Source organism: Microbacterium sp. NPDC055683, from assembly GCF_053617895.1.
This window is the reverse complement of sequence record NZ_JBSHGQ010000004.1, coordinates 98,842-123,654: the sequence shown is the minus strand read 5'-3', so window position 1 is coordinate 123,654 and position 24,813 is coordinate 98,842. Positions and strand designations below refer to the sequence as shown.

The window sequence follows — 24,813 nt, the reverse complement described above, 5'->3', positions numbered from 1 at the left end:
ATCGCAGGAGATCCGGCCCCGCTTCGGGCGGGGAACCGCTCCCCGGGGCTCGACGCGCCCGATTCTCCTGCGGTGTGCCCGCCGGGCGGGCGGATGGCCCTGCTCAGTCCGCGGGGGCCAGCAGGGCGAGCGACGCGAGAGCCGCCGCACGCGCCTCGTCGTCGCCGAGCGCCGCGAACTCCTCCGCGGCCGCGCCGCCCACGAGGCCCACGAGCACGGCGTCGCCCGTCGCGGGCTCGAGGTTGATCCAGGTCGCGACGGGACCGTCGCCGCCGACGAGGTGCCAGAGCGCGGCGTCGGTCTGCCAGAACGGCTCGTCGAATCGCAGCCACACCGTCTCGACCGCGCCGGCGCCGAGTGCCGCAATCGCGCCGCGGTGCGCGAACGGCAGCACGGGCTCGAACTCGATGCCCTGCGCCTGCAGCACGCCGAGCGGCACCGACACGACGACGCGGTCGAACGACAGCGCCTCGCCCGTGCCGAGACGCAGGCTCACTCCCGCGTCGTCGCGGGCGACGCGGACCACGGGCGACGACAGCGACACCTGGACGCCCTCGAGCGGGCCCTCGACGAGCGGTGCGAGATCGCCCGCCGCGACCGCGAAGGCGTCCTCGGCGAAGGTCGGCGGATACCAGCTCGACGCCCGCCCCGGGTCGGCGCCCGAGGTCGCGGCGAGCCAGGAGAGCGACGCCGCGAGCACGGGGTCCGCGAGGTCGGCGCCCGCCTCCTCCAGGGCGTCGGCGAGCGGGAGGTCGGTCGGCTGCTCGCCGGCGCGGGCGATGGCGGATTCCACCGTCGCGGTGTCGACCGACGCGGTCTCGCCGTCGGAGGACCATCCGATCGCGGTGTCGATGTCGACCTCGTCGATGCCCAGCAGCGTCAGCCGCCCCGTGAGCGAGGCGTCGTCGTCGCGCGACGCCCAGGCACCGAGCTGAACGGGCACGGGCCATGCGTCGTCGACGACCGAGTGGATGCGGCCGCCCACCCGGTCGCGCGCCTCGAAGACCGTGACGTCGAGCCCGGCATCGACGAGACGGCGCGCAGCGGCCGCTCCGGCCATCCCCGCACCGATCACGGCGACGCGCTCTCCCGAGCCCGCGACGTCGAGCAGCTCGCGGGCCGCGCGGTCACCGGAGTCCTCGGCGCCGAGCACGGTGCCGGGGCGGTCGAGGTCGGTCGCCTCGCCCGCGAAGAAGAGCCGCCCCTCGACGGGCTGCGCGAGCGCCTCGCGCAGCTGCGGCGTCGCCCCGGCGAGCACGACGCTCGCCGCTCCGAGAGCGTAGGGGTCCGTCGACCACTGGCTGCGCAGCCATCCCGCCGGCTCCGGCACGCCCGTCGCGGGCGCCGATGCGGTCGGCGCCGCGGTCGGCTCGGGCGTGGACGACGGCGACGTCTGCGCCGGCCGGGGGTCTCCCGTGCACGAGGCGAGCAGCACCGCGACGGCGCCCGCCCCGGCGCCGACGAACAGGGTGCGGCGCGTGATCGTCATGGTGCCGCCAGACTAACGCGAGAGGTCGACCTCGTCCGCCGCCGAACGGCCATCCGAGTGCCGAGAGCACACGCAATTCGGAGCAATCGGATGGCCGTCCGTCAGACGGATATCCGTTGGACGAGAAGAAAGAGGGGGCAGGGTCACTCGCCGCCGAGCACCTCGTTCGCGATGCGGAAGGCGGTGTTGGCGGCGGGGACGCCGGAGTAGATCGCCGACTGCAGGATGACCTCGCGGATCTCGTCCACCGTGAGACCGTTGCGCAGCGCCGCCCGCAGGTGCATCGCGAGCTCCTCGTGGTGACCGTGCGCGATGAGCGACGACAGCACCGCGACCGAGCGCGAGCGGCGATCGAGGCCCGGGCGCGACCACACGTCGCCCCACGCGTAGCGCGTGATGAAGTCCTGGAACTCGGCGCTCAGCTCCGTCTGACTCGCCGTGGCGCGGTCGACGTGCGCGTCGGAGAGCACGGCGCGGCGCACGGCCATCCCCTGGTCGTAGCGCTCCTCGTCGGTGAGACCTCGGCCGGTCGGACGCGTCATCGGGCGATCCCCTCGAAGTGTCGGATGAGCTGCTCGGCGACGGCGGCCGGCTGCTCGGCCGGTGCGAGATGGCTCGCCTCCGGCACGACGACGGCGAGCCCGTCGACCACCCCGGCGGCGATCGCCTCGGCGTGCGCGGGAGGCGACACGGGGTCGTGCACGCCGGCGATCGCGAGCACGGGCGCCGCGATGCCGCCCAGGCGGCCCGTGACATCCCATCGCGACAGCGCCTCGCAGCACAGTGCGTAGCTCTCGTCGTCGGCGTCGCTCAGCGCGTGCAGCAGGCGTCCGCTCAGCACGGGGATGCGGGCGATCGAGTCGAACCAGCGCCCGGCCGACGCGCTGACGAGCACGGGCGTGCCCTGGGCCCGCACCTGCGCGGCGCGGTCGGTCCACGTCTGCGCATCGGCGAACCGGGGCGACGCGCACACGATCGCGGCACGCGGCACGAGGTCGGGATGGCGCAGCAGCAGTTCGAGACCCGTCGCGCCGCCGAGCGAGACGCCCGCGTAGAGGAACGGCTCGCCGACGGCTGCGGCCACGGCGTCGGCGAGGTCGCCGACCTCGAACGCCTCGGTCGCGGGGCGGGCGGCGCCGTGGCCGGGCAGATCCCAGCACACGACGCGGAACCGCGCCGAGAGCAGCGGCACGACGCTCTCCCACACGATCGTCGAGGTGCCGAGCGAGGGGCCGAGCACGACGAGCGGGGCGTCTGCGGGGCCGACGGGCGCCGTGAGCGCGATGGGCGGGATGGTCATCTGTCCTCCTCGAGGGGCGGATGGTCGGCGGTCGCCTCGTCGACGAGGCGACCGGCGAGACCCGTGTACGACGCGGGATCGAGCAGGGCGTCGACGTCGACGCCCGAGACGCCGGCCTCGGCGAGGGCCGCGTGCACGAGCGCGGCGAGGTCGCCGCCCGCGCCGGCTCGCGCGACGACGTCGGCCACTGCGCCCGACCCGATGAGCGGGCCGAGCACGACCGAGAGCCGCTCCGACACGATGAGGCCGTGCGTCGAGGCGAGGTTGCGCGCCACGGCGTCGGCGTCGACCCGCAGGCCGGCGGCGAGCACCGCGGCGTGCGCGGAGGCCCCGAGCGCGATCCGGAGCAGCTCGCGCAGTGCCGGCCACTCGGCATGCCACGCGCCGTCCGGGCGTTCGTCGACGGCGAGCGCGGCGGCCGCATGCAGGGTCGCCGCGAGGTGGGGGGCGCGGATGGCGGCGGACCGGATGAGGACGGAGCGGGTCGGGTTCTGCTTCTGCGGCATCGCGGACGATCCGCCGCCCGTGCCCTCGGCGAGCTCGCCGATCTCGGTGCGCGAGAGCGTCGCGATGTCGGCCGCGATGAGCCCGAGCGCGTCGACCGCCTGGACGAGGGCGTCTCCGAGCTCCGTGACGGGCCAGCGCGTCACGTGCCAGACGCCGTCGGGGGCGTCGAGACCCAGCGCGGCGGCGAACGCGCCGGGCAGGCGCGCCGCGCGCTCGGCGCCGACGATCTCGACGAACGACGCGAGCGTGCCGCCCGCGCCGCCGAGCTGCGCGGGGAATTCCGCCGCCGCGAGGCGGGTGCGAGCGCGGCGGACCGCCCGCAGCCAGACGGACGCCCGCAGGCCGACCGTCGTCGGCACGGCGTGCTGCGTGAGCGTGCGCGCAGCGGCCGGCAGGTCGCGATGGGTCCGCGCGAACGCCTCGAGCGAGCCGGCGACGGCGTCGAGCGCCGCGACGACGCGCCCTGCGGCCTCTTTCGCGACCGTCATGAGGGCCGTGTCGAGGATGTCCTGGCTCGTCGCACCGCGATGGACCCACGGGCGCACCCGCTCGCCTGCCGTCCGACGCAGCTCCTTCGCGAGCGGGATGACGGGGTTCCCGCCCGCGACGCCGGCGAGCGCGAGCGCGCGCACGTCGGTCGCGGCGAGCGCGCCGGCCTCGCTGCGGACGTCGTCCGGCACCGCCCCCACCGCGGCGTAGGCCGCGACGAGCGCCCGCTCTGCCGCGACGAGCGCGGAGAGCACCGCCGCATCCGACACCGCCTCCTCGTGGCCGGCGGTGACCGGCGAGAGGAGACCCGCGTCGAAGGGCGCGGCGCCCGGGCGTTCGGCGTCAGTAGGCAAGGAAGACGGTCTCCTTCTCCCCCTGCAGCCGGATGTCGTGGTGGAGGTGGCCGTCCGGCCTGCGGGTCGCGACGAGCGTAGCGCGCTCGTCGGCGTCGAGCGACGCCAGCAGCGGATCGGCTGCGAGGAGCGCCTCGTCGTCGGGCAGGTAGATGCGGGTGTGCAGCTTGTTCGGGAGGCCCCTCGTCCACAGCACGACGGCGAAGAACGGCGCCCGTCCGCCGACGGGCCCGGGGTTGCGCGTCCAGAACTCGAAGTGACCCTCGTCGTCCGTGAAGGCACGGCCGTACCCCGTGAAGGAGTGGCCGTCGCGGCGCAGCGTGCCGCGTGCGCGCGGCACCGTGCCATCCGTGTCGGCGCCGAAGATCTCGACGACGCCGTCGGGGATGGGCTGCCCCTCGCCGTCGAAGATCGCGCCGCCGAGCACGACGGATCCGGGGCTGTGCGGGAAGGCGACCTGCGCCATCCCGTCGAACTCGAGCCCGAACTTGAAGAACGGGCCGACGGTCTGGCCGGCGGTGGGGGCGAGCGTCTTCTCACCGAGGTCGATGCGGGTCATCAGTGCTCGTCTCCCTCAGGCTCGAACCACGTGGCGTCCGGCCCGTCGACGACGATGTCCCAGCGGTAGCCCATCGAGAACTCGGGCACCGTGAGGTCGTGGTCGTACGCGGCGATGAGGCGCTCGCGGTCCTTCTGATCGCGGATGGTGTTGTAGATCGGGTCGAGCGCGAACAGCGGGTCGCTCGGGAAGTACATCTGCGTCACGAGGCGCTGGGTGAAGCCGCGGCCGAACACGGAGAAGTGGATGTGCGCCGGGCGCCACGCGTTGACGTGGTTCTTCCACGGGTACGGGCCGGGCTTGATCGTCGTGAACGCGTACTCGCCGTTCGCGTTCGTGATGACGCGGCCCGCCCCGGTGAAGTTCGGGTCGAGGGGTGCGGGGTGCTGGTCGCGCTGGTGGATGTAGCGCCCGGCCGCGTTCGCCTGCCACAGCTCGACGAGCTGGTTCGCGATGGGGCGCCCCCAGCCGTCGAGCAGGCGGCCGCTCACGGTCATCCGCTCCCCTATGGGTTCGCCGGCGTGCTGAAGCGTGAGATCGGACTCGATCGCCGCGACGTCGCGCTCGCCGTACGCGGGCGACCACAGCTCGATCGTCTCCGGGTCGACGAGGCGCGGGTTCTTGGTCGGATGGCGAAGGATGCTCGAGCGGTACGGCGGGAAGTCGTACAGCGTGCTCGGGACGTTCTCGCCGGCCGCGACGCGGGCGGCCGCATCGGCGTGGATCTGCCGGATCTCCTCCGTGATCTCCGCCTGGCTGACCTGGTCGGGCGAGGCGAGGAGCGACTCGGGGGCCGCAGCGGTCTGCTCTGGCGTCATGGTGTCTCCTTCGACGGGCGTGCGCCTCCAGTGTCGCGCCGCGGCCATCCCGGTGACCGGATGCCTCCCGGTGAGTGGGAGGAACAGCACCGCGCGGCGGCCGGGCCGGGGGCCGGCCAGGGCGGGGGGAGCGGACACACCGCAGGAGAACAGCGCCGGCGACGGGAGATCCGGCCCGGTTCTCTGCGGGATGGTCCGGTGCCGCGGCGTGGATCTCCTGCGCGGTGTCCGCAGTCGGCCGGGCTCAGCGGGCGTCGCGCAGCTCGCGGCCGAGCGCGACGGCCGCCTGGCGCACGAGGCCGGCGAGGCGGCGCTCGTCGGCGCGATCGATGTGCGCGACGACGCCGATCGCCGCGGGCGGCAGGCCGCGGACGTTGCCGATCATGGCGGCGATCGAGATGTTGCCGAGCGTCATCTCCTCGCGCGCCAGCGCATAGCCGCGCGCCTTCGTCGCCTCCAGGTCGGCGCGCAGCGCGATCTCGCTCGTGATGGAGTGCGCCGTCTCCCGTTCGAGCGGCGTCTCGAAGAACTGCCTCAGCCACTCCTCGCTCTGCTGCGCGAGCATCGCCTTGCCGACCCCCACGGCGTGCAGCGGGTGTCGACCGCCCATACGCGAGAGTGTCGGGATGGACGAGTGCCCCGTCACGCGGCCGACGTAGAGAGCGGACGCCCGCTGGGGCGACGGCGCGTCGAGCACGGCGAGGTGCACGTTCTCGCCCGTCGCCTCGTAGAGCCGCTGCATATGGGGCAGCGCCGTCTCACGCAGCCGCAGCGACAGCGGGGACAGCTCGCCGAGCTCCCAGAGGCGCGGGCCGACGATGTAGCGGCGGCCCGGCGCGCGCGCCACGAGTCCGTGCTCGACGAGCTGCGCGAGGATGCGGTGCAGCGTCGACGACGACAGCCCCGTGAGCTCGCCGATGCGCGTCGCGCTGAGATCCGGGTCGTCGGCCGTGAAGCACGCGAGGATGCGCATCGCGCGCGCGAGCACGCCTTCGCCGTCTGCGTCCATCCCTCGATTGTCGCGCGCGGCCGGGGCGCGCCGCGACAATGTCCCCATGGCGAACTCCGCGTCGGGCGACTCCGTGACCGAGCGGATCGTGCGCGTGCTCGAGACGTTCTCGACCGAGCGCACGGTGCAGACGGCGGCCGAGATCGGGCGCCGCGCCGGCTTGCCGTCGTCGACGGCGCACCGGATGGTCGCCGAGCTCGTCGCGTCGGGGCTGCTCGAACGCGACGGGGCCCGGCGGGTGCGGCTCGGCATGCGCCTGTGGGAGCTCGCCGGCCGCGGCTCGCGCGCCCTGCGGCTGCGGCAGGCGGCCCTGCCCTGGATGGAGCGCGTGCAGGCCCGCGTGCGCGAGCACACCCAGCTCGCCGTGCTCGAGCACGGCGAGGCCCTGTTCCTCGAGCGGCTGTCGTCGCCCACGGCGGGCGCGAACATCACGCGCATCGCGGGCCGGCTGCCGCTGCACGCCTCGTCGTCGGGGCTCGTGCTGCTCGCCTTCGCCCCCGATGACGAGCGCGAGGCCGTGCTCGCGGCGCCGCTCGCGCCCGTCTCGGCGGAGACCATCCTCGAACCGCAGGCGCTGCGGGCGCGGCTCGCCGCCATCCGCCGCGACGGGTTCGTCGTCGCGGAGGGCTCGATCGAGCAGGTGTCGACGGGCGTCGCCGTGCCCGTGCGGGATGGCCGCGGCCCCGTGATCGCGGCGCTCTCGGTCGTGCTGCCCCGCGAGGCGCCGACGGCGGGCGCCGTCGAGGAGCTGCGGGCCGCCGCGGCGGGGATCTCCGCCGCACTGGGGTCGGCGGGACGCTGACGCGCGCCCGCGCCGGTGGAGGGTTCCGGTCGCCATCCCGCAGCGAGACCGGCGGGAACCGCCCACTCGCGGGCCGGAAGGAGAGACGCTTCCCGTTGAACGGGAAGACTCTCGCATCGGCGGCGGCGCGCGCGCCAGACTCGGGCCACCCGACCACGTCGAAGGAGACGGACATGACCGTGCGCACGCGCGTCGCCATCATCGGAGCCGGCCCCGCTGGGCTCCTCCTCGCCCACCTGCTGGACCGCCAGGGCATCGAGTCGATCATCGTCGACGCCCGCACGCGCGAGCAGATCGAGACGACCATCCGCGCCGGCATCCTCGAGCAGGGCACCGTCGAGGTGCTGAGCCGGACCGGTGCGTCCGACCGCGTGCTCACGGTCGGCAGCCGGCACGAGGGCATCGACCTCGCCTTCGCGGGCGAGCACCACCGCATCGACTTCGCCGCGACCGCGGGACGCGCCGTCTGGCTCTATCCCCAGCACGAGGCGCTCAAGGACCTCATCGCCGCGCGCCTCGCGGCGGGGCAAGACATCCGCTTCGGCGCGAGGGCCGAGCGCGTCGAAGACCCCGACTCCGACCGACCGCGCGTCATCGCCGTCGATGCGGATGGCGCGCCCCTCGTCATCGAGGCCGACTGGGTCGTGGGGGCGGACGGCTCCCGCTCCGTCGCGCGCGCGAGCATCAGCGGGCGGCGCTCCGGCGCGTTCCGCGAGTACCCGTTCGCGTGGTTCGGCATCCTGTGCGAGGCGCCGCCGAGCGCGGACGAGCTCATCTACTCGAACTCCCCCGAGGGCTTCGCGCTGATCAGCCAGCGCAGCCCCGAGGTGCAGCGGATGTACTTCCAGTGCGACCCGGAGGCCGATCCCGCGGCGTACAGCGAGGCCGAGCTGTGGGACACCCTGCAGGCACGCGTGCCCGGCACGACGCTGAAGGAGGGCCGGATCTTCCAGCGCGACGTGCTGCGCTTCCGCAGCTTCGTCGCGAGCGACCTGCGGCGCGGCCGCGTCGTGCTCGTCGGCGACGCCGCGCACACCGTGCCGCCCACGGGGGCGAAGGGCATGAACCTCGCTGTGGCCGACGTCGTGCTGCTGAGCGAGGCCCTGCGCGCGGCGCTGTCCGACGGCGACGACGCCCTCGTCGACGCGTTCCCCGAGCGGGCGCTCGAGCGGATCTGGAAGGCGCAGCACTTCTCGTGGTGGATGACGAGCATGCTGCATCTGCAGCCCGAGGCGAGCGACTTCGACCGGCGGCGGCAGCTCGGCGAGCTGCGCACGGTGGTCGAGTCGGAGGCGGGCCGGACGTATCTCGCCGAGGCGTACACCGGATGGCCGCTGCCGGGCGTCGAGGCCGTGCTCGGGTAGGGGCGCTGCGGCGGCGCGCTGCTGCGGGCTGCTGTGGGCCGCGGCGGGCTGCTGCGAGCTGCGGCGGGGTGCTGCGGGCTTCGCCAGTGCGGATGTCGCTCAACCCGAGGCCTACGGCCGACATCCGCACTGGCGAAACGCGCAGAGGTCGACATCCGCACTGGCGAAGGCCACGCCAGCACCCCAGGCCAGGCCACGCCAACGCCCCAGGCCACCCCGACGCCCCGCCCCACGCGTCACACCGCGACGGCGCGCGCCTCCTGCACGACGGCGGCGTACGCCGCGGCGCTCGGCTTCGGGGTGCGCTTGAGCGTCTCGCGGTCGACGGCGACGAGGCCGAGCCTCGGGCCGTAGCCGAAGATCCACTCGAAGTTGTCCATCAGCGTCCAGTGGCAGTAGCCGAGGACGGGCGTGCCCGCCGCGATCTCGTCGCCGAGCGCCGCGAGCGCCTCCGGGATGAACGCGGCACGCTGGGCGTCGTCGTCGGTCTGCATGCCGTGCTCCGTCACGAGCACGGGCACGCCCGTCCGCTCATGCGCGTACCGCACGGCGCCCGCGAGCGCGCCGGGCTCGATCGCCGAGCCCATGCCGTTGACGGGACCGTCCGGCAGCACCTCGCCGTCGGGGCCGAAGAAGAACCGCTCGTAGTTCTGCACGCCGATGAAGTCGTCGTCGCGCGCGACATCGAGCCAGTGGTCGTAGACGGCCGCGCGACGGGCGTCGCGGTGCGCCTCGCCTCCGGGGAGGGCGACATCGTCGGCGATCGCGATCGACACGCCGACCGGCAGATCAGGGCGGCGCGCTTTGATGGCCGCCTTCGCGGCGCGATGCGCGACCGTGAACGCCTCCTGGAAGGCGCCCTGGGCATCCGCGGGGATGACGTTCGACGCGAAGAAGCGCTCCGTCCCGGATGCCCGCGCGGCCGCCGCGAGCATCTCGCGCTTGATCTGCTCGGCGACGGGCGGCAGCTTGCCGCCGGCCTGCAGCAGCTGCTCGAGGTTGGGCTCGTTGATCGTCACGGCCGCCGTGATGCGGTCGCCGAAGCGGGCCATGACGCGGTCGGCCTGTGCGGCGAAGAGCTCCGCCGCGTCGGGCGCCAGCCACGACCCCGCCGCCGAGAACCAGGCGGGCGCCGCGAAGTGGTTGAACGTCACGATGGGCGAGAGGCCCCGCGCGATCGCCGCGTCGACGACGGCCTCGTAGTGGTCGAGCGCCTCCTCCGAGACCTCGCCGCGCACGGGCTCGACACGCGCCCACTCGACGGAGAAGCGGTAGGCCGTGAGGCCCAGGCCCGCGACGATGTCGAGGTCTTCCTCATAGCGCTCGTAGGCGCGGCACGCGTCACCCGAGCGCTCGCGGAAGAGCGTCGGCTCGACGTTCTCGAGCAGCCAGATGTCGCTGTGGACATTGCCCCCTTCGTTCTGGTGGCCGGCGGTGGCGACGCCCCAGAGGAAGCCGTCGGGGAAGGAGGTCATGATTCTGCTTTCTCGGGAAGATTCTTGTCGTGAATGCGGATGGCCGCCCGCCGTGGCGAGGCGGCCATCCGATGCCGTCAGCGCGCGTCGCGCACGAAGGTGATGACGAGGCCGCCGAGGACGGCCGCGATCGCACCGGCGATGAACAGCGCAGCGAAGTTGCCGCCGCCGCCGACCGCGAGGAGCGCTGGGGCGACGGCCGCGACGATCGTGACGGGCAGGTTGTCGGCGATCTTGAGGATGCCGAGGTCCTTGCCGGGGTTGTCGGGGTCGGGCAGCACCTCCGTGGCGAGCACGAGCTCGACGGCGAAGTACACCCCCTGGCCGAGGCCGACGACCGTGCACGCGACGAGGTAGAAGCCGAAGTCGGGGGCGAGAGACGCGAGCACGAGCCCGATCGCGAGGATGACCGCCGCGACGAGGATGAAGGGCTTGCGCACGCCGAGCTTGTCGCTGAGCCGGCCGATGGCGGGCGCGACGAGCATCGTGATGCCGACGTTGACCACCACCGTGAGGAGGATCGAGGTGCCGATGCTCGCGAGGTCGACGTGGAGCTTCTGGATGAGGTAGATGGCCTGGTAGCCGTTGAGCGCGGCGACGCCCGAGAAGACGAGCATGCGGCTCGTGAACACCCACGTGAAGGAGGGGTGCGTCAGCGGATTGACCCAGAAGACGCCGAGCGCGCGCCGCAGGTCGAAGGCGGGCAGCGGGAACTCCCACTTCGGGTCGCGCACGACGGCGGCGAGGAGCAGCAGCGCGACGACGGCGAACGCGGTCGGGATGCCGACGAGCGGCACGAGGTCGGCGGCGAACGGAACGGCGACGGCCATCCCGAAGAGCGCGCCGAGGGCCGCGCCCATGCTGATCAGGGCGGTCGCGGGCCCGCGCCGGTCGGCCGGCAGCTGGTCGGTGAGGAGCGCCATGATCGTGACGTTCGCGGAGACGAAGCCCGTCGTGATGAGCAGGTGCGCGAGCACGAACACGGGCACGTTCGGAGCGACGACGAGGGCGACGCCGCCCGCCGCGAACGCGACGGCGGCGAGCAGGAGGTAGGGGCGGCGGCGCCCGAACCGCGAGCGCGAGCGGTCGCTCAGGGTGCCCACGATCGGCAGCGCGAAGAGCGTGAGGATGCCGGCGATGCCGCTCGAGATCGAGATCGTCGTCGTCGCGGCGTCGGCGTCGAGCGCTGTCGCCTTGAGCGACAGCGTGAGCAGCGCCGCCGACATCTGGGCGGCCCCCGCGCCGATCATGGCGAGCGCGAGGAAGAACACGAAGCCGCGCGGGCGCTTCACGCCCTGGCGGAACAGCTCGGTGGGCGTCGGCTCGAGCACGGGGCTCGTCGTGAGGGGCGCCGTCTGCGCCGCGGACTCGGGGATGGTCATGACAGGCTTCCTTGCCGTTGAGAGGCCGTTCGGGCGGCCGTTCCTGTGTGTCGGGACTCCCCTTCGCCGGGGATGCCGGAGACGCTAACACGAAAACATGATGGGTTCAATGTTTTTGCATCCGAACTGATACGGTGCTGGCATGGCTGGGCCCAGAGGCGCGTACCGGAAGACGGCGGAACGGCGCGAGCAGATCCTCGACGCGGCGTTCGAGGTCTTCTCGAAGAACGGCTACTCGGCGAGCTCGGTCAACGAGATCGCGCGCACGGTCGGGATCACCCAGACAGGCGTGCTGCACCACTTCTCCGGGGGCAAGACCGAGCTGCTGCGGGCCGTGCTCGAGCGCCGCGACCAGGCCGCAGAGGGACTCCTCGACCACCGCACGGGCCGCGATTTCCTCGCCGCACTCGTCGACATCTCCCGGACGCAGCGCGACCAGCGCGGCGTCGTGCAGCTCTACACGATCCTCGCCGCCGAGGCCACCGACCCCGGTCATCCCGCCCGCCCGTACTTCACCGAGCGCTTCGCGCGCATCGCCGACGCCGTCACGGCCGCGTACGAGCAGGTGCGCGCCGAGGGCGGTCTCCGCGACGGCGTCGACCCGCGCCGCGCCGCGGTGAGCACCCTGTCGTCCGTCGAGGGGCTGCAGCTGCTGTGGCTCAACGGGCTCGACGTCGATATCGCCGACGACAGCGCCCGCGTCATCAGCGGGTTCCTCGTCGACCCCCTCTGACCCGGCCGTCCCGTCCATCCTGACCGACCCGGCCATCCGACACCGTCGTCCCTGGAGCACACATGAGCACCGTCGTCCGACCCGCCGTCATCGAGCACCATCGCGAACCCCTCGGCATCGGCGAGGCGTCGCCGCGCCTGTCGTGGACGGTCGACACCGACGTCGCCGGATGGTCGCAGGCGGCCTACGAGATCGAGGTCGACGGGCACGCGCACGGCCGCGTCGACTCCGCCGAGCAGGTGCTCGTCGCGTGGCCAACGGCGGCGCTCGACAGCCGCGAGCGCCGCACGGTGCGGGTGCGCGTGTGGGGAGCGGATGGCGGCGCCTCCGCCTGGAGCTCCCCGACCGTTCTCGAGACGGGTCTCCTCGACCCCGCTCTGTGGCGGGCCGACCTCGTCGCGCCCCGGCTCCCCGAGACGGGCTCCGGCGGCGAGCCGGCCACCCTGCTGCGTGGGGAGGCCGAGATCGGCGGCGGCATCGTGCGCGCCCGCATCCGGGCGACAGCGCACGGCGTCATGACCCTGCACGTCAACGGCGCGCTCGTCGGAGACGACGCGCTCCACCCCGGCTGGACGAGCTACGCCACGCGGCTGCGCTACCGCACGTGGGACGTCACCGACCTCGTCCGCCCCGGGCGCAACGCGATCGGCGTGCACCTCGCGGACGGCTGGTACCGCGGCTACCTCGGCTTCGGCGGACTGCGCGACCTCTACGGCGACCGCACGGCGGCACTCGTGCAGCTCGAGGTCGAGCACGCCGACGGCTCGCTCACGGTCGTCGGCACCGACGCGTCGTGGCGCTCGGCGCTCGGACCCGTCACGCGCGCCGACCTCTACATGGGCGAGACGTTCGTCGCCGACCGGGTCATCGCAGGATGGTCGGAGCCCGGCTTCGACGACACCGCATGGGACGCCGTCGAGGTCGTCGATCTCGACCCCGCGACTCTCGTCGCGCCCGATGGACCTGCCGTCCGCGTGACCGAGACCATCCGCGTGACCGAGACCCTCCGATCGCCCTCGGGACGGACCATCCTCGATTTCGGTCAGAACCTCGTGGGTCGCCTGCGCGTGCGCGTGCCGGAGGGGGCGGGGACGATCGTGCTCCGTCACGCCGAGGTGCTCGAGGACGGCGAGCTCGGCACGCGCCCGCTGCGCCGGGCCCGCGCGACCGACGAGATCGTGTCGGACGGCACGGCGTTCACGTGGGAGCCGTCCTTCACCTTCCACGGCTTCCGCTACGCGGAGGTGACGGGATGGCCGGGGACCGTCGACCCGGCGGCGTTCGAGGCCGTCGTCCTCCACACCGACATGCGGCGCATCGGCACGTTCTCCTGCTCCGACCCGCTCCTCGACCGCCTGCACGAGAACGTCGTCTGGGGCATGCGCGGCAACTTCCTCGACGTGCCGACCGACTGCCCGCAGCGCGACGAGCGCCTCGGATGGACGGGCGACCTCATGGCGTTCGCCCCGACCGCGGCGTACCTCTACGACACCGCGGGCATGCTCACCGGCTGGCTCGCCGATCTCGCCGCCGACCAGCACGACGACGGGAACGTGCCCGTGTACATCCCGTGGGCCGACGTCGACCCGCAGATGCCGCCGCTCGGCGCGGAGGCCGGATGGGGCGACGCCGCGACGGTCGTGCCGTGGACCCTGTACGAGCGGTACGGCGACGTGGGCATCCTGGAGCGGCAGTGGGCGTCGATGACGGCCTGGGTCGACGCGTTCGCGCGGCGCGCGGGGGATGCGATCGACTTCGTGAGCGGAGGGTTCTCGTTCGGCGACTGGCTCGACTCCGCCGCACCCGACGACCAGCCGTGGGCCGCGCGCCTGCCGTGGCAGGCTGTCGCGACGGCGTACCTCGCGCAGTCCGCGCGCATCCTGCGCGACGCCGCCGACGTGCTCGGGAAGCCCGAGGCCGAGGCGCGCTACGGCGCCCTGTTCGACCGGGCGGCGGCCCGGTATCGCGCCGAGTACGTCACGCCGACGGGGCGCGCGGCTTTCCCGTCGCAGACGGCGTACGCCCTCGCCCTGCGCTTCGGACTGCTCGACGAGACGCAGACCGCGCACGCCGGCGCGCTCATGGCGGCGCAGGTCGCGGCCGACGGCTTCCGCATCGGGTCGGGCTTCCTCGGCACGCCGCACGTGCTCGACGCCCTCGTCGACGCCGGCGAAGCCGCGACGGCGTGGAGGCTGCTGCTGCAGCGCGAGGTGCCGTCATGGCTGTACGCCGTGACGATGGGCGCGACGACGATCTGGGAGCGGTGGAACTCGATGCTCCCCGACGGGTCGATCAACCCCGGCGAGATGACGAGCTTCAACCACTACGCGTTCGGCGCCGTCGCCGACTTCCTGCAGCGACGTGTCGCCGGGCTCGCCCCGGCGGCCCCGGGGTACCGCCGCATCCGCGTCGCTCCCGTGCCGACGCCGGAGCTCACCTGGGCGCGGACGGAGCACGAGACGCCGTACGGCAGGGCGGCGGTGTCGTGGACGCTCGAGGACGGCGCCTTCGCGCTCGAGGTCGTCGTGCCGCCGTCGACCGAGGCCGAGGTCGCGCTGCCCGACGGCTCCGACACGGTCGTCGTCGGGTCGGGCTCGCACCTGTTCGCCTGCGCCTTCGCCCCCGGAGAGGCCGCCGGTCTCGCCGCGTCGTTCGGGGACTGAGCCCGCCGCGGGCCGTCGCCCTCTCGCCCGACGGTCCTCCCCTCGTCTTCTCGCCCGACCGACCTCCTCGTCTTCTCGCCCAACCGACCTCCTCCTCTTCTCGTCCAACCGACCTCCTCCTCTTCTCGTCCAACGGATATCCCCTTGTCGAGAGGACACCGGATTTCGCGTTATCGGATGGGCTCTCGGCAAAGGGATATCCGTTGGCGGAGAAGGCGAGAGGAGGACACCTAGCGGGGCAGCGACGTGCCGCGCTTCACGGCGTGCGCGCGGCGCTCGGCGCGCTCGACGGCCTTGCGCTCGCGCGCCTCGCGGCGGATGGCCTCGGCGCGCCACGCGGGGATGCTCACGACGAGGTACAGCACGATGACCGCGACCGCCATGGCGGCCCATCCGCCCGCGGCGACCCACCACGGCAGCGACGCCGCCTGCCCGGCGCCCGCCGCGAGCATGCCGCCGGCGAAGAGCAGACCCAGCGCACCCGCACCCCTGCGGATGCCGCGCGCGATGAGCCATCCGGCGACGAGGATCGGGCCGGCCACCGACACGGCGACCACGGCGATGGCCGTCGGCATGATCCATGCCTGCCCCGTCGCGCTCGCGACGACGAGCGCGACGCCGCCCAGCACGAGGCCCGCGGCGAGCCAGATGCCGAGCCACATCGCCGCGCGCTTCGGCGGGATCACGCGCCGCGGTCTCTCGGCACGGGCGGCGGGAGGAGCGGGGAGGGTCGAGCGGGCGCGCATGCGCCCATCCGACCGCCCGCGGCTATGAGCCGGTTATGCGCGGCGTAAGTGCGAGCCGAGCACCTCCCCTCCCGCCCAACGGATATCCGATTGCCGAAAGCCCATGTGATGACGCGTTATCGGATGGGCTCTCGGCCAACGGATATCCGTTGGCCGAGAAGCAGGAGAAGCAGGAGAAGCAGGAGAATTAAGGAGGAGAGACAGGCACTCGCCAGACCGCTACACCCGTCCCGCCGCGTCGCGCGCGCCGCGCACGGCGAGCGCGAGCGACATGAGCGTCGGGTTCATCGTCGTCGCCGTGGGGATCGTGCCGTTGCCGCCGACGTAGACGTTCTCGAACCCCCACACGCGCGAGTACGGGTCGGCCACCGAGGTGCCGTCGTCGGCCGTGCCGAGGCGCGTCGTGCCCTGGAAGTGCAGGCTCGACCCGTTCGGCAGCAGGCGGGGCTCCGCGATGAAGGTGCCGAGCGTCTCGCCGATGCGGCGCAGCCGCGCCGTCGCGTCGGCGATCTCCGCCTCCTCGGCCTCGGTCAGCGCGTACTCGATCGTCATGTTCGGCAGCCCTCGGTAGTCGAGCTCGTCGTCCGAGAACGTCACGCCGTCCTCCACCCGCGGGCGCTTGCGCATGCCGTAGCCCATGTTGACGTACCCCCACCGGTTGCCCGCGTGCGGGTGGTCGGCGGGCAGGGGGAACGGCGGCTGCTCGGCGTACATCACCTGCAGCGAGAACGGGTGCCCCGGCTCGGCGAACGGGATGCGGTTGACGGCGGCGACGGGATCGACGGGGTTCAGCGCGCGGCGGGCGAGCTCGGCGTCGAGGTCGGTCTCGGTCGCGAACCGCGACATCTGCCCGGCCGACAGCGCGACGGTCGAGATGACGACCGGGTGCTCGCTGAGGTAGCGGCCGAGCGCGGCGGGGCGGATGCCCGACGCCCACAGCAGCTGGGGGGTGCGGAACGCGTCGGCCGCGACGACGACGAGGTCGGCCGCGACCGTCGTCGTCTCGTGGGTGCGGAGATCCTCGACCTCGACGCCCGTCGCGCGTGCACCGTCCACGACGATGCGGCGCACGAGCGACAGATCGCGCAGCTCGAACCGCGCGGCGAGCGGCGAGGCGGGGTCGGCGAGCGGCCCGAGCACGACATCGGCGCCGGCCCAGCGCATGCTCCCGTCGGGCTGCGGATCGCCCGCGACGGGCAGGGTGGATGGCGCGGGCCCGTCTCCCTGCGCCTCGGCCAGCAGAGCGCGGATGGCCGCGCCCACGCCCGAGTCGGCGAACGCGGCGCTCTGCACGTGCAGCAGCTCCTCCGCGCGGCCGATCAGCGCCTCCCACTCGCGGTCGTCGATGAAGTCGACGCGCTCGGTGTCGGACGGCCGCGGTGTCGCGCACGTCCAGTGCGCGCCCATGCCGCCGACGTTCGTCGATGCGGCGGCCGCGGGGAACGTCGGCGCGTGGGCCGACCCCTCGCCGCCGAAGTCGAGCAGATGCGTGCCCTGCCGCGCCGTGAACATCCCCTCCACGACCGTGCCGGACGGCAGGCCCAGCGAGGCGCGCAGCGCGCCTGCCTGCGGCCCCTGCGAGCGCTCCCGGGCGAGGTCCTTCTCGCCCGGGTCGGTGATGTTGCGCACGCTCGCACCCGGCACGGCGGTGAGCTGCGGACCGGCTTCGAACATGACCACGCGCGCGGTCGGATGGGCTTCGAGCAGCTCGCGCGCGTAGGCGGAGCCGATGGGACCGCTGCCGACGACGGCGATGACGGGGGTGTCGTTCACGGGGTCTCCTCGAGGGATGGGCGGCCGGCGGCCTGGGACACGGCGTCGCCCCGGGCGGGCGGCACGACATCGTGCTGCTCGTCGGAGAGGCGCCCGGGCGGGAGCAGCAGGGCGACGGCGAACCCCGCCGCGTAAACGAGGGCGAGCGCGCCGAAGACGGGGCCGAGCACGGCGGCGTAGGCGGCGGCGACCTCGGCCTGCACGGCTGCGGGGGCCGCGTGCACCTCGTGCGGCGTGAGCCCCGCCGATGCCGGCACGAGGCGGGCGATGCCCGTGCCGATGACTCCTCCGATGACGGCCGTCCCGAGGGTCGAGCCGATCTGGCGCACGAGGTTGACGGCGGCGGTGGCTGCGCCCGTGGCCGAGCGCGGCGCCGAGCTCTGCGCGACCGCGACGACGAGGCTCATGAACAGCCCCGTGCCGACGCCGACGAGGGCCATGAGCGCCATCGGCACCCATAGCGGCAGCCCGAGCGGCAGCACCGACATCGCCGCGAGGCCTGCCGCGGCGAGCAGCGGGCCCGTGATCGCGAAGCGCCGGTACCTCCCGCTGCGGCCGACGAGCCATCCGCTCAGCAGGCTCGAGACGAGCATGCCGAACACGGTCGCGATGGGCACGAGCCCCGACACGGTCGCGCTCGTGCGGTACGCCATCTGGAAGAAGGTGGGCAGGTACGCCGTGACCGAGAACAGCCCGATGCCGATGATCGCCGACAGCGCGGTCGAGGCCGCCATCCGCCGGTCGGCGAAGAGGCGGAGGGGCACGAGCGGATGGGCGGCCCGCAGCTCGACGGCGAAGAACGCCGCGAAGCCCGCAGCCGCGCAGACGCCGGCGGCGCCCGCCAGCGCCGCCATCGCGGGCTCGGCCGCCCAGGTGACGGCGAGCACGAGCGCGACCATCCCGACCGCGAACGTCACGGCGCCGAGTACGTCGATGCGGCCGCGAGCGGCCCCGCTCTCGACGTGCGGAAGCACGAACGCCGCGAACGCGAGCGCGGCGCCGCCGAGCGGAAGGTTGATCCAGAACACCCACGGCCATCCCCAGGTGTCGACGATGAGGCCGCCGAGCACGGGCCCGGCGAGGATGGCGACGGGGAACGCCGCGCCGATGACGCTCATGTACCGCGCACGCTGACGGGGCGTCGTGATGTGCGCGACGATCGTCTGCGACATGAGGTGGAGGCCCGCCGATCCGATGCCCTGCACGACGCGCGCCGCGATGAGCCAGCCGATGTCGGGCGCGAAGCCGCACGCGAGCGACGCGATGAGGAAGACGGCGAGCGAGACGAGGAAGACGAGCCGCGCGCCGACCGTATCGCCGAGGCGCCCGATGACGGGCATGAGCACGGTGCTCGCGAGCGTGTAGGCGACGACGATCCAGCTCATGTGCGCGAGCGCGTCGAGCTCGCCGGCGATCGTCGCGAGCGACGTCGACACGATGGTGTGGTCGAGCGCGCCGAGGAACGACACCGTGAAGAGGGCGGCGACGAGGAGGCGGATGCGGAGCGGGGAGAGGTTCATGCGGGGGACCCGGACGCCCGGGCGTCGACACGACGGGGTGCGCTCCGCCAGCGCCATCGCCGACGGAACAGGCCGCGAGGCCTCGATGTCGCGTCCAGCCTAGCAGGCTTACGTCGAAAACCTACCTAAGTAAGGTGAAAAGCTGCTTCAGCGCTCCCGGATCCAGTCCGCGATCGCGTCGATCGTGCGCAGCGCCCCCGCGTCGCCCGGATGGTCGATGTGCCCATGGGCGGCACCCGCCTCGAGATGCACGTCGATCTCGCCGCCGGCCTGGCGGACGCGGCGCGCGAAGGCCTCGCCGGAGGGCCGCAGCGCGTCCTCCTCGCAGACGACGACGAGGATGGGCGGGTAGCCGGCGCCGCTGCCCAGCCCGGGGAAGGCATGAGGGTCGGCGAGCGCCTCCGCCGACCCGGCGAAGTTCAGCGAGAGCTGCGCGCCGGGCGAGGCGGGGTCGACGGCCCCTCCCGGCGCCGCGCCATCCGGATGCAGAGCCGGGTAGACGGGGACGACACCCGCCGGCATCGCGCCGTCCGCGCCGTCCCGCAGGCGCGCGACGACCCCCGTGACGAGGTTGCCGCCCGCGCTCGCACCCCCGATGACGAGCCGCTCGGCCGGCAGCCCGAGGAGCTGCGGAGCCGCATTCCACGCGGCGAGCACGTCGTCGGACGGCACAGGGAAGTGCGCCTGGCCGAGGCACTTCGTGTAGTCGACGGCGAGCACGGGGATGCCGCGCGCGGCGATCTCGCGCGCGACCCAGTTCGACTCCGGCATGTCGAGGGAGCCGCCGATGAACCCGCCGCCGTGCACCCAGACGAGCGCGGTCCGCGCCGCGCGCCCCGGCTTGCGGTATCGGCGCACGGGCACGGAGCCGTGCGGGGCGTCGACAGCGGCGTCATCCGCCTCGACGCCGCGCAGATGCGGGAAGCGCCGCTCGAGCGACGCGGTGTCGACGTCGTCGCGCGGGTCGGCCGGCTCCCCGTTCTCCGCGAGCCAGCGGATGGCCTCGGGGATCGGCAGCCGGCGGAAGTCCGGCAGTCCTGGCGCGTCGAGGTCGGTCATGTCGATGGCCTTTCGGTCAGCTGCGCCCGCAGGCGCTCATCGTGGAGGAGGTCGGCGATGTCGTCGGCGCCCTGCGCGGCGCGGCGGAGGGCCTCCCGCGCAGCGGATTCGCGGCGGGGCGGGAGCAGCAGCTCGCCTTCGGCCGTCGCGATGCGGATGGCCGTGCCGTCGACCTGGACGACGGCCTCGAGCCGCACGGGCCCGAGGGTGCGGGCCGTGATGCGCGACGGGCCGGCCGTCTCGGTCGCGATGAGCGTCACGGGAGCCCCCGTCGCCCCGTCGAACGCGGCCAGGAGCGACGTCGCCGTCGCCTCGACCGCCGATGCCGTGAGCGGGCCGCCGAGGAGCCGGCACCATCCGACGGCGTCCCGCAGCCAGGGTGCGGGGTCGGAGACCGGGAGCACGGCCTCGACGACGACCGCGACCGCCTCGCGCGCGGCGCGCTCGGCCGCCTCCGGAAGGGGCCGCACGCGCGCACGCTCGACGACGGCGTGCAGGCCGGCGAGCGCCGCCGCGTCGACGCCCGCCGGCTCGGGGAGGACGACGGCCTCCCCGCCGTCGCGCACGAGCACGACCCGCTCGGCGCGCGGACCGGATGCCCTGGTCGACGCCGTCGCACTCCCGGCGATCGTGAGCGGGAGCTCCGCCGCCGCGACGCGGAAGCGGTCGGCCGCGTCGCCCGCCGCCGGCAGGGCGATGCGCCAGGACGCGCCGGCGGCCTGCGCCGCCTCGTCCTGCGCCGCCTCGTCCTGCGCCGCCTCGTCCTGCGCCGCCTCGTCCGGCGCCGCCTCGTCCTGCACCGCCTCGTCCTGCACCGCCTCGTCCTGCGCCGCCTCGTCCGGCGCCGGCACCTCGCGCTCCGTGCGCGCGGGCGGCGTCCGGACGGCGCGTGCCGCGGCGTCTGCGAGCAGGACGCCGTGATGCGCGTCGGCGGCGATCTCGTCGTACTCGACGGGCTGCGTCCCGTCGAGCTGGGACGCGAGCGCCCGCCACAGCGCCGTGTGGCCGTCGACCGCATCGCGCTCATGGCGCACGACCCGCCCGTCCGCATGGGTCACCGTGACGGTCGCGGAGCCGTCGTGCACGAACGCGGGCGGGAAGTCGATGTCGATGCGGTCGTCCCCCGCGCCGATGCTCATGTGCCAGAGCGCCTCCGCGCCGCCGCCCGTCATCGCCGCGCCGATCTGCACGAGCGCGCCGCTCGCGACGAAGCCGAGCGCGCAGCCGACGGGCAGCAGGAGGCGCGCGAACGCCATCCGCTCGAGCGCGGGAGCGAGATCGCGCAGCAGCGGGACGTCGTGCACGCACAGTCCGCCGACGAGCCGGCGCACGATGTCCGCCGCCACGCGAGGGTCGGCCGCATCCGGCGGGGTGCTCCGCGGGGCGCCGCCGCGGCGTGCGCCGAGCGGGGCCTCGGACACGGCGGCGTGATAGCGGTCGTTGGGCGGCAGCGAGATCGTGAGGGAGACGTCGCGGACGGCGGCACCGCGCGCCGTGAGGTGGTGCCTGACGTGCGCCCAGGCGGGGTCGTGGAGGTGATGGGTCCCGACGACGAGCGCGACCCCGGCGGAACGGCAGGCGGCGACGACGGCGTCCACGTCGTCATGCGTCGTCGCGAGCGGCTTCTCGCAGAGGATCGCGCGCTTGCCCGCCGCCACCGCGGCGAGCGCATGCGCGGCGTGCCGCTCGGGCGGCGATGCGATGACGACGACGTCCACCCCCGGGTCGCCGAGCAGCTCGGCGGCATCCGACGACGCCCGCGCCCCGGAGCGCGCGGCGAGCGCCTCGGCGCGCCCGCTGCCGCCGTCGGCGACGTGAACGAGCGCGAACCGGTCGCCCAGGCGCGTCAGCGTCGGCGCATGCAGCGCCCACCCTCCGGGCCCCGCGCCGATGATCCCGACTCCCGTGGGCATCCGACCTCCTCGTCCGCGCCCGCACGGTGCCGATGGCACCCCACTTATGCATAAAGTACACGTAAGTAGCGACGCAACGTGCGATAGGAGCCGCGAAACCGCTCCCCGTGTGCCAGAATCCGAGGATGGCGAACGAGTCCACCCTCCGCTTCGGCGCCCAGACCGACGAGGTCACGAGCCTCCTGCGCATCGTGAACCTCGTGCGCACGGGTGAGGCGACGACGCGCCCCGAGATCGGACGGCTCACGGGACTCGGCCGCGGGGTCGTCTCGCAGCGGGTCGACCGCGCCATCGACGCCGGCTTCCTCGAGGACGCGGAGCTCGGGCCGTCGTCAGGCGGCCGTGCTCCCCGCAACCTGCGCTTCCGCTCCGACCAGGCCCGCATCGTCGTGTGCGCCCTCGGCGCGCTGCACATCCGCGTCGGCATCACCGACCTCGACGGAGACGTCCTCGCGCACGAGCACCGGCCGTGGGACATCGTGCGCGGCCCGGAGGAGACCCTCGACGCGGCGATGACACTCGTCGACACGCTGCTCGGACAGACGGGGAACACCCCGATCTGGGCCGTCGTCGTGGGCGTCCCCGGCCCCGTCGACTTCGCGACGGGGCGGCCCGTCGCGCCGCCGATCATGCCCGGCTGGAGCGGTCACGATGTGCGGGCCCGCTTCGAGGAGCACCTCGACGCCCCCGTCTGGGTCGACAACGACGTCAACCTGCTCGCCCTGAGCGAGCGCGCGCGCCGACGCGACCAGGATGCCGATCTCATCTTCTGCAAGATCGGCTCGGGCATCGGCGCGGGTCTCCTCTCGCGGGGCCGTCTGCACCGCGGCGCGAACGGCGCGGCGGGCGACATCGGGCACGTGCGCGTCCTCGGCTCCGAGGAGGTCTGCCGCTGCGGCAAGGTCGGCTGCCTGGAGGCCGTGGCGAGCGGATGGGCCCTCGTGCGCGACGCCGAGCGCGCGATCGCCGAGGGCGACACGGGAGCGCTCGCGCACCTGCGCGCGGAGGGCGACACTCTCACCCCCGAGATGATCATGATCGCCGCCAATCACGGCGATGCGCTCGCGATCTCGCTCGTGCAGCACTCGGCACGCATCATGGGCGAGTCGATCGCAACGCTCGTGAACATGTTCAACCCCGCGGTGATCGTCATCGGCGGTGCGATCGCATCGGCGGGCGAGGTGTACCTCGCCGAGGTGCGTCAGCGCGTCTACGAGCTGGCGATCCCTCTCGCCACGCGCGACCTGCAGGTCGTGACGTCCGCGAACGACATCACCGAGCCCATCCGCGGAGGAGCGCAGCTCGCGATCGAGCAGCTCTTCGACACGACCTTCCCGCGGTGGTTCGCGGACGGCCGGCCGACGGCGGCGGGAGTGCTCGCCGCCGCATAAGACTTCTTCCACTTTCAGACCTAAGTGAGTATGTTCTGAAGGGAAGCTGCGCGACGGCGCGCAGCGCGAAGGAGCGCCCGATGACCCTTCCCGTGCTCGCGGACGACGCCCTGTCAGCGGAAGACCTCGGCTTCTCGCTGCGGGTGTGCCTGCCGTGGATCCGTTCCCTGCCGCTCACCTCGCTGCAGGACGTCGCCGTCTCGATCGACGGCATCTCCGCGCCCGTGAGGGTGCGGCTCGGCGATCACGACATCGCACCGCCCGACCTCTCGGCCGAGCCCGGCTGGTGGTTCCTGCAGGACCGGGTGACGCTCGTCGGCGATCTCGTGCTCGCCGGCGCCCGCGAGGTCGCCGTGTCGTTCCGGCTGCTCATCCCGTATCTGCCCGCGGGGCCGGACTCCCCGCTCGTGCTGCCGTTCGCGGCGACGGCTCGGCTGGTCGCGAACGCGGCGCACGCCGCGCGCACCGCCGAGCGCCCGCCCGCGCGCGCGCAACCGGCGCCATCCGTCTGGCGGCTCGCCGCGAGCGCGTTCAACTGGACGCCAGAGGTCATCCGTGCGGGGCGCGACGCGGCCGACATCGCGGCCGGCATCGTGGCGGATGGCACGGCGTCCGAGATCGAGCTCGAGCTCGGCCAGTCGCTGCGCTCGTTCCCCGCGCTCGCGGGCGATGAGGCCGCCCGTCTCGGGCGGCGCATCCGCGACGCGGGAGGGCGCGTGAGCGTCGTCGGCGCGAGCATCGACGACTGGGCGGCGCCCTCGCGCAGGCGCTCTGAGGACGAGCGCCTCGCGTTCCTTCTCCCTCAGCTGCGCGCCGCGCACGCGCTGGGCGCCGAGGGCGTGCGGCTGCCGATCGGGCAGGCCGGCGAGGCCCTGCTGCGACGGCTGCTGCCGATGCTGCACGAGCTCGACCTCGTCCTCTACGAGGAGGTGCAGGGGCATCAGACGCCCGCACGCGAGGAGGCGGCGATCGACGCCGTCGCGCGCATCGACGATGCGCACGTGCGGCTGCTCGTCGACATCAGCATGCTCATGCCCGCGCTGCCCGTCACCTACCTCGAGCGGATGACGGCCCTGCCCGCCGACCTGCGCGCGCGTCTTCGCGACGCATGGCGCGACCCCGCGACGCACGGTGCCGTGCTCGCCGCGCTGCGCGCGGGCGACGTGCCGCCCGACCTGCACACGATGTTCATGAACCTGCTCGTGCGCTTCGGCCGCTCCGAGGCGTCGGAGCTGCGGCCCGTCCTGCCGCTCGTGGGCGCATTCCATCTGAAGTTCTGGGATCTCGACGACGACGGCGGCCGAGTGAGCCGGCCCATCCGCGACCTCGGCGACCTGCTGCGCGGCACGGGGTTCGCAGGGTCGCTCTGCAGCGAGTGGGGCGGCCACGAGTGGCTGGACGACGACCCGACCGCGATGACGCGCGCGCACCTCGCGCTCGCGCGGGAGGCGCTGGGCTGACCGGTCGG

The 24,813-nt window shown here is 73.9% G+C and carries 20 protein-coding genes; 6 read left to right on the top strand and 14 right to left on the bottom strand.

Annotated elements, in window-relative coordinates; all coding sequences use genetic code 11:
- Positions 1–103 precede the first annotated feature (103 nt).
- The 7 genes from ACWGPF_RS03245 to ACWGPF_RS03215 form a co-directional block, all read right to left on the bottom strand.
- Positions 104–1,489: an FAD-dependent oxidoreductase gene (locus ACWGPF_RS03245; protein ID WP_452331458.1), complete on the bottom strand. Its 1,386-nt coding sequence runs from the start codon at positions 1,487–1,489 to the stop codon at positions 104–106.
- A gap of 143 nt (positions 1,490–1,632) precedes the next feature.
- A complete protein-coding gene (pcaC, locus tag ACWGPF_RS03240; protein ID WP_452331457.1) occupies positions 1,633–2,031 on the bottom strand; it encodes a 4-carboxymuconolactone decarboxylase in 399 nt (132 codons plus the stop codon).
- Positions 2,028–2,789: an alpha/beta fold hydrolase gene (locus ACWGPF_RS03235; protein WP_452331456.1), complete on the bottom strand. Its 762-nt coding sequence runs from the start codon at positions 2,787–2,789 to the stop codon at positions 2,028–2,030. The genes pcaC and ACWGPF_RS03235 overlap by 4 nt, the downstream gene beginning before the upstream one ends.
- Complete coding sequence (locus ACWGPF_RS03230; RefSeq protein ID WP_452331455.1) at positions 2,786–4,138, bottom strand: lyase family protein; 1,353 nt, start codon at positions 4,136–4,138, stop codon at positions 2,786–2,788. Before ACWGPF_RS03230 ends, ACWGPF_RS03235 begins: the two co-directional genes overlap by 4 nt.
- Positions 4,128–4,697 carry a protocatechuate 3,4-dioxygenase subunit alpha gene (pcaG, locus tag ACWGPF_RS03225; protein WP_452331454.1) on the bottom strand — a complete coding sequence of 190 codons (570 nt, stop codon included), beginning with the start codon at positions 4,695–4,697 and terminating at the stop codon, positions 4,128–4,130. The genes ACWGPF_RS03230 and pcaG overlap by 11 nt, the downstream gene beginning before the upstream one ends.
- On the bottom strand, positions 4,697–5,515 hold the full coding sequence (pcaH, locus tag ACWGPF_RS03220) for a protocatechuate 3,4-dioxygenase subunit beta (RefSeq protein ID WP_452331453.1): 819 nt from the start codon (positions 5,513–5,515) through the stop codon (positions 4,697–4,699). The genes pcaG and pcaH overlap by 1 nt, the downstream gene beginning before the upstream one ends.
- A 244-nt stretch (positions 5,516–5,759) precedes the next feature.
- Complete coding sequence (locus ACWGPF_RS03215; protein WP_452331452.1) at positions 5,760–6,524, bottom strand: IclR family transcriptional regulator; 765 nt, start codon at positions 6,522–6,524, stop codon at positions 5,760–5,762.
- Between the two features lie 46 nt (positions 6,525–6,570).
- On the opposite strand from ACWGPF_RS03215, the gene ACWGPF_RS03210 reads away from it, so the two are divergent.
- Positions 6,571–7,326 carry an IclR family transcriptional regulator gene (locus tag ACWGPF_RS03210; protein ID WP_452331451.1) on the top strand — a complete coding sequence of 252 codons (756 nt, stop codon included), beginning with the start codon at positions 6,571–6,573 and terminating at the stop codon, positions 7,324–7,326.
- A 173-nt stretch (positions 7,327–7,499) separates the two neighbouring features.
- Entirely contained in the window at positions 7,500–8,690 is a 1,191-nt protein-coding gene (locus ACWGPF_RS03205) for a 4-hydroxybenzoate 3-monooxygenase (RefSeq protein WP_452331450.1), read from the top strand.
- Positions 8,691–8,926: 236 nt separating this feature from the next.
- Here ACWGPF_RS03205 and ACWGPF_RS03200 read toward each other — a convergent pair whose 3' ends face one another.
- Together ACWGPF_RS03200 and ACWGPF_RS03195 are read right to left on the bottom strand one after the other, a co-directional pair.
- Entirely contained in the window at positions 8,927–10,165 is a 1,239-nt protein-coding gene (locus ACWGPF_RS03200; RefSeq protein ID WP_452331449.1) for a glycoside hydrolase family 1 protein, read from the bottom strand.
- Positions 10,166–10,242: 77 nt separating this feature from the next.
- The gene (locus ACWGPF_RS03195; RefSeq protein ID WP_452331448.1) at positions 10,243–11,547 is read right to left on the bottom strand and encodes an MFS transporter; all 1,305 of its coding nucleotides are present in this window, start codon (positions 11,545–11,547) and stop codon (positions 10,243–10,245) included.
- 142 nt (positions 11,548–11,689) lie between these two features.
- On the opposite strand from ACWGPF_RS03195, the gene ACWGPF_RS03190 reads away from it, so the two are divergent.
- Together ACWGPF_RS03190 and ACWGPF_RS03185 are read left to right on the top strand one after the other, a co-directional pair.
- Positions 11,690–12,280, top strand: coding sequence for a TetR/AcrR family transcriptional regulator (locus ACWGPF_RS03190; RefSeq protein ID WP_452331447.1), 591 nt, complete (start codon positions 11,690–11,692; stop codon positions 12,278–12,280).
- 62 nt (positions 12,281–12,342) lie between these two features.
- Complete coding sequence (locus ACWGPF_RS03185; RefSeq protein WP_452331446.1) at positions 12,343–14,943, top strand: family 78 glycoside hydrolase catalytic domain; 2,601 nt, start codon at positions 12,343–12,345, stop codon at positions 14,941–14,943.
- Between the two features lie 230 nt (positions 14,944–15,173).
- Here the strand turns inward: ACWGPF_RS03185 and ACWGPF_RS03180 are convergent, their stop codons facing one another.
- The 5 genes from ACWGPF_RS03180 to ACWGPF_RS03160 form a co-directional block, all read right to left on the bottom strand.
- Entirely contained in the window at positions 15,174–15,629 is a 456-nt protein-coding gene (locus tag ACWGPF_RS03180; protein WP_452331445.1) for a hypothetical protein, read from the bottom strand.
- A 279-nt stretch (positions 15,630–15,908) separates the two neighbouring features.
- A complete protein-coding gene (locus ACWGPF_RS03175) occupies positions 15,909–17,462 on the bottom strand; it encodes a GMC oxidoreductase (RefSeq protein WP_452331444.1) in 1,554 nt (517 codons plus the stop codon).
- Positions 17,459–18,982 (bottom strand): MFS transporter, encoded by a 1,524-nt coding sequence (locus ACWGPF_RS03170; RefSeq protein WP_452331443.1) that lies wholly within the window; start codon positions 18,980–18,982, stop codon positions 17,459–17,461. Before ACWGPF_RS03170 ends, ACWGPF_RS03175 begins: the two co-directional genes overlap by 4 nt.
- 147 nt (positions 18,983–19,129) lie before the next feature.
- Complete coding sequence (locus ACWGPF_RS03165) at positions 19,130–20,041, bottom strand: alpha/beta hydrolase (protein ID WP_452331442.1); 912 nt, start codon at positions 20,039–20,041, stop codon at positions 19,130–19,132.
- Positions 20,038–21,954 carry a Gfo/Idh/MocA family oxidoreductase gene (locus ACWGPF_RS03160; protein WP_452331441.1) on the bottom strand — a complete coding sequence of 639 codons (1,917 nt, stop codon included), beginning with the start codon at positions 21,952–21,954 and terminating at the stop codon, positions 20,038–20,040. Before ACWGPF_RS03160 ends, ACWGPF_RS03165 begins: the two co-directional genes overlap by 4 nt.
- Before the next feature lie 125 nt (positions 21,955–22,079).
- Between ACWGPF_RS03160 and ACWGPF_RS03155 the strand changes: the two genes are divergently transcribed.
- Both ACWGPF_RS03155 and ACWGPF_RS03150 read left to right on the top strand, forming a co-directional pair.
- Positions 22,080–23,345 (top strand): ROK family protein, encoded by a 1,266-nt coding sequence (locus ACWGPF_RS03155; protein WP_452331440.1) that lies wholly within the window; start codon positions 22,080–22,082, stop codon positions 23,343–23,345.
- Positions 23,346–23,425: 80 nt separating this feature from the next.
- On the top strand, positions 23,426–24,805 hold the full coding sequence (locus ACWGPF_RS03150) for a hypothetical protein (RefSeq protein ID WP_452331439.1): 1,380 nt from the start codon (positions 23,426–23,428) through the stop codon (positions 24,803–24,805).
- The last annotated feature ends 8 nt before the right edge of the window (positions 24,806–24,813 follow it).

Bases quoted from the DNA above. Each gene is read 5' to 3' on its own strand.
- ACWGPF_RS03165 (WP_452331442.1), bottom strand. From the start codon at position 20,041: ATGACCGACCTCGACGCGCCAGGACTGCCGGACTTCCGCCGGCTGCCG.
- pcaG (WP_452331454.1), bottom strand. From the start codon at position 4,697: ATGACCCGCATCGACCTCGGTGAGAAGACGCTCGCCCCCACCGCCGGC.
- ACWGPF_RS03190 (WP_452331447.1), top strand. From the start codon at position 11,690: ATGGCTGGGCCCAGAGGCGCGTACCGGAAGACGGCGGAACGGCGCGAG.
- ACWGPF_RS03155 (WP_452331440.1), top strand. From the start codon at position 22,080: ATGGCGAACGAGTCCACCCTCCGCTTCGGCGCCCAGACCGACGAGGTC.
- ACWGPF_RS03205 (WP_452331450.1), top strand. From the start codon at position 7,500: ATGACCGTGCGCACGCGCGTCGCCATCATCGGAGCCGGCCCCGCTGGG.
- pcaH (WP_452331453.1), bottom strand. From the start codon at position 5,515: ATGACGCCAGAGCAGACCGCTGCGGCCCCCGAGTCGCTCCTCGCCTCG.
- ACWGPF_RS03200 (WP_452331449.1), bottom strand. From the start codon at position 10,165: ATGACCTCCTTCCCCGACGGCTTCCTCTGGGGCGTCGCCACCGCCGGC.
- ACWGPF_RS03170 (WP_452331443.1), bottom strand. From the start codon at position 18,982: ATGAACCTCTCCCCGCTCCGCATCCGCCTCCTCGTCGCCGCCCTCTTC.
- ACWGPF_RS03195 (WP_452331448.1), bottom strand. From the start codon at position 11,547: ATGACCATCCCCGAGTCCGCGGCGCAGACGGCGCCCCTCACGACGAGC.
- ACWGPF_RS03210 (WP_452331451.1), top strand. From the start codon at position 6,571: ATGGCGAACTCCGCGTCGGGCGACTCCGTGACCGAGCGGATCGTGCGC.
- ACWGPF_RS03160 (WP_452331441.1), bottom strand. From the start codon at position 21,954: ATGCCCACGGGAGTCGGGATCATCGGCGCGGGGCCCGGAGGGTGGGCG.
- ACWGPF_RS03150 (WP_452331439.1), top strand. From the start codon at position 23,426: ATGACCCTTCCCGTGCTCGCGGACGACGCCCTGTCAGCGGAAGACCTC.
- pcaC (WP_452331457.1), bottom strand. From the start codon at position 2,031: ATGACGCGTCCGACCGGCCGAGGTCTCACCGACGAGGAGCGCTACGAC.
- ACWGPF_RS03235 (WP_452331456.1), bottom strand. From the start codon at position 2,789: ATGACCATCCCGCCCATCGCGCTCACGGCGCCCGTCGGCCCCGCAGAC.
- ACWGPF_RS03215 (WP_452331452.1), bottom strand. From the start codon at position 6,524: ATGGACGCAGACGGCGAAGGCGTGCTCGCGCGCGCGATGCGCATCCTC.
- ACWGPF_RS03185 (WP_452331446.1), top strand. From the start codon at position 12,343: ATGAGCACCGTCGTCCGACCCGCCGTCATCGAGCACCATCGCGAACCC.
- ACWGPF_RS03245 (WP_452331458.1), bottom strand. From the start codon at position 1,489: ATGACGATCACGCGCCGCACCCTGTTCGTCGGCGCCGGGGCGGGCGCC.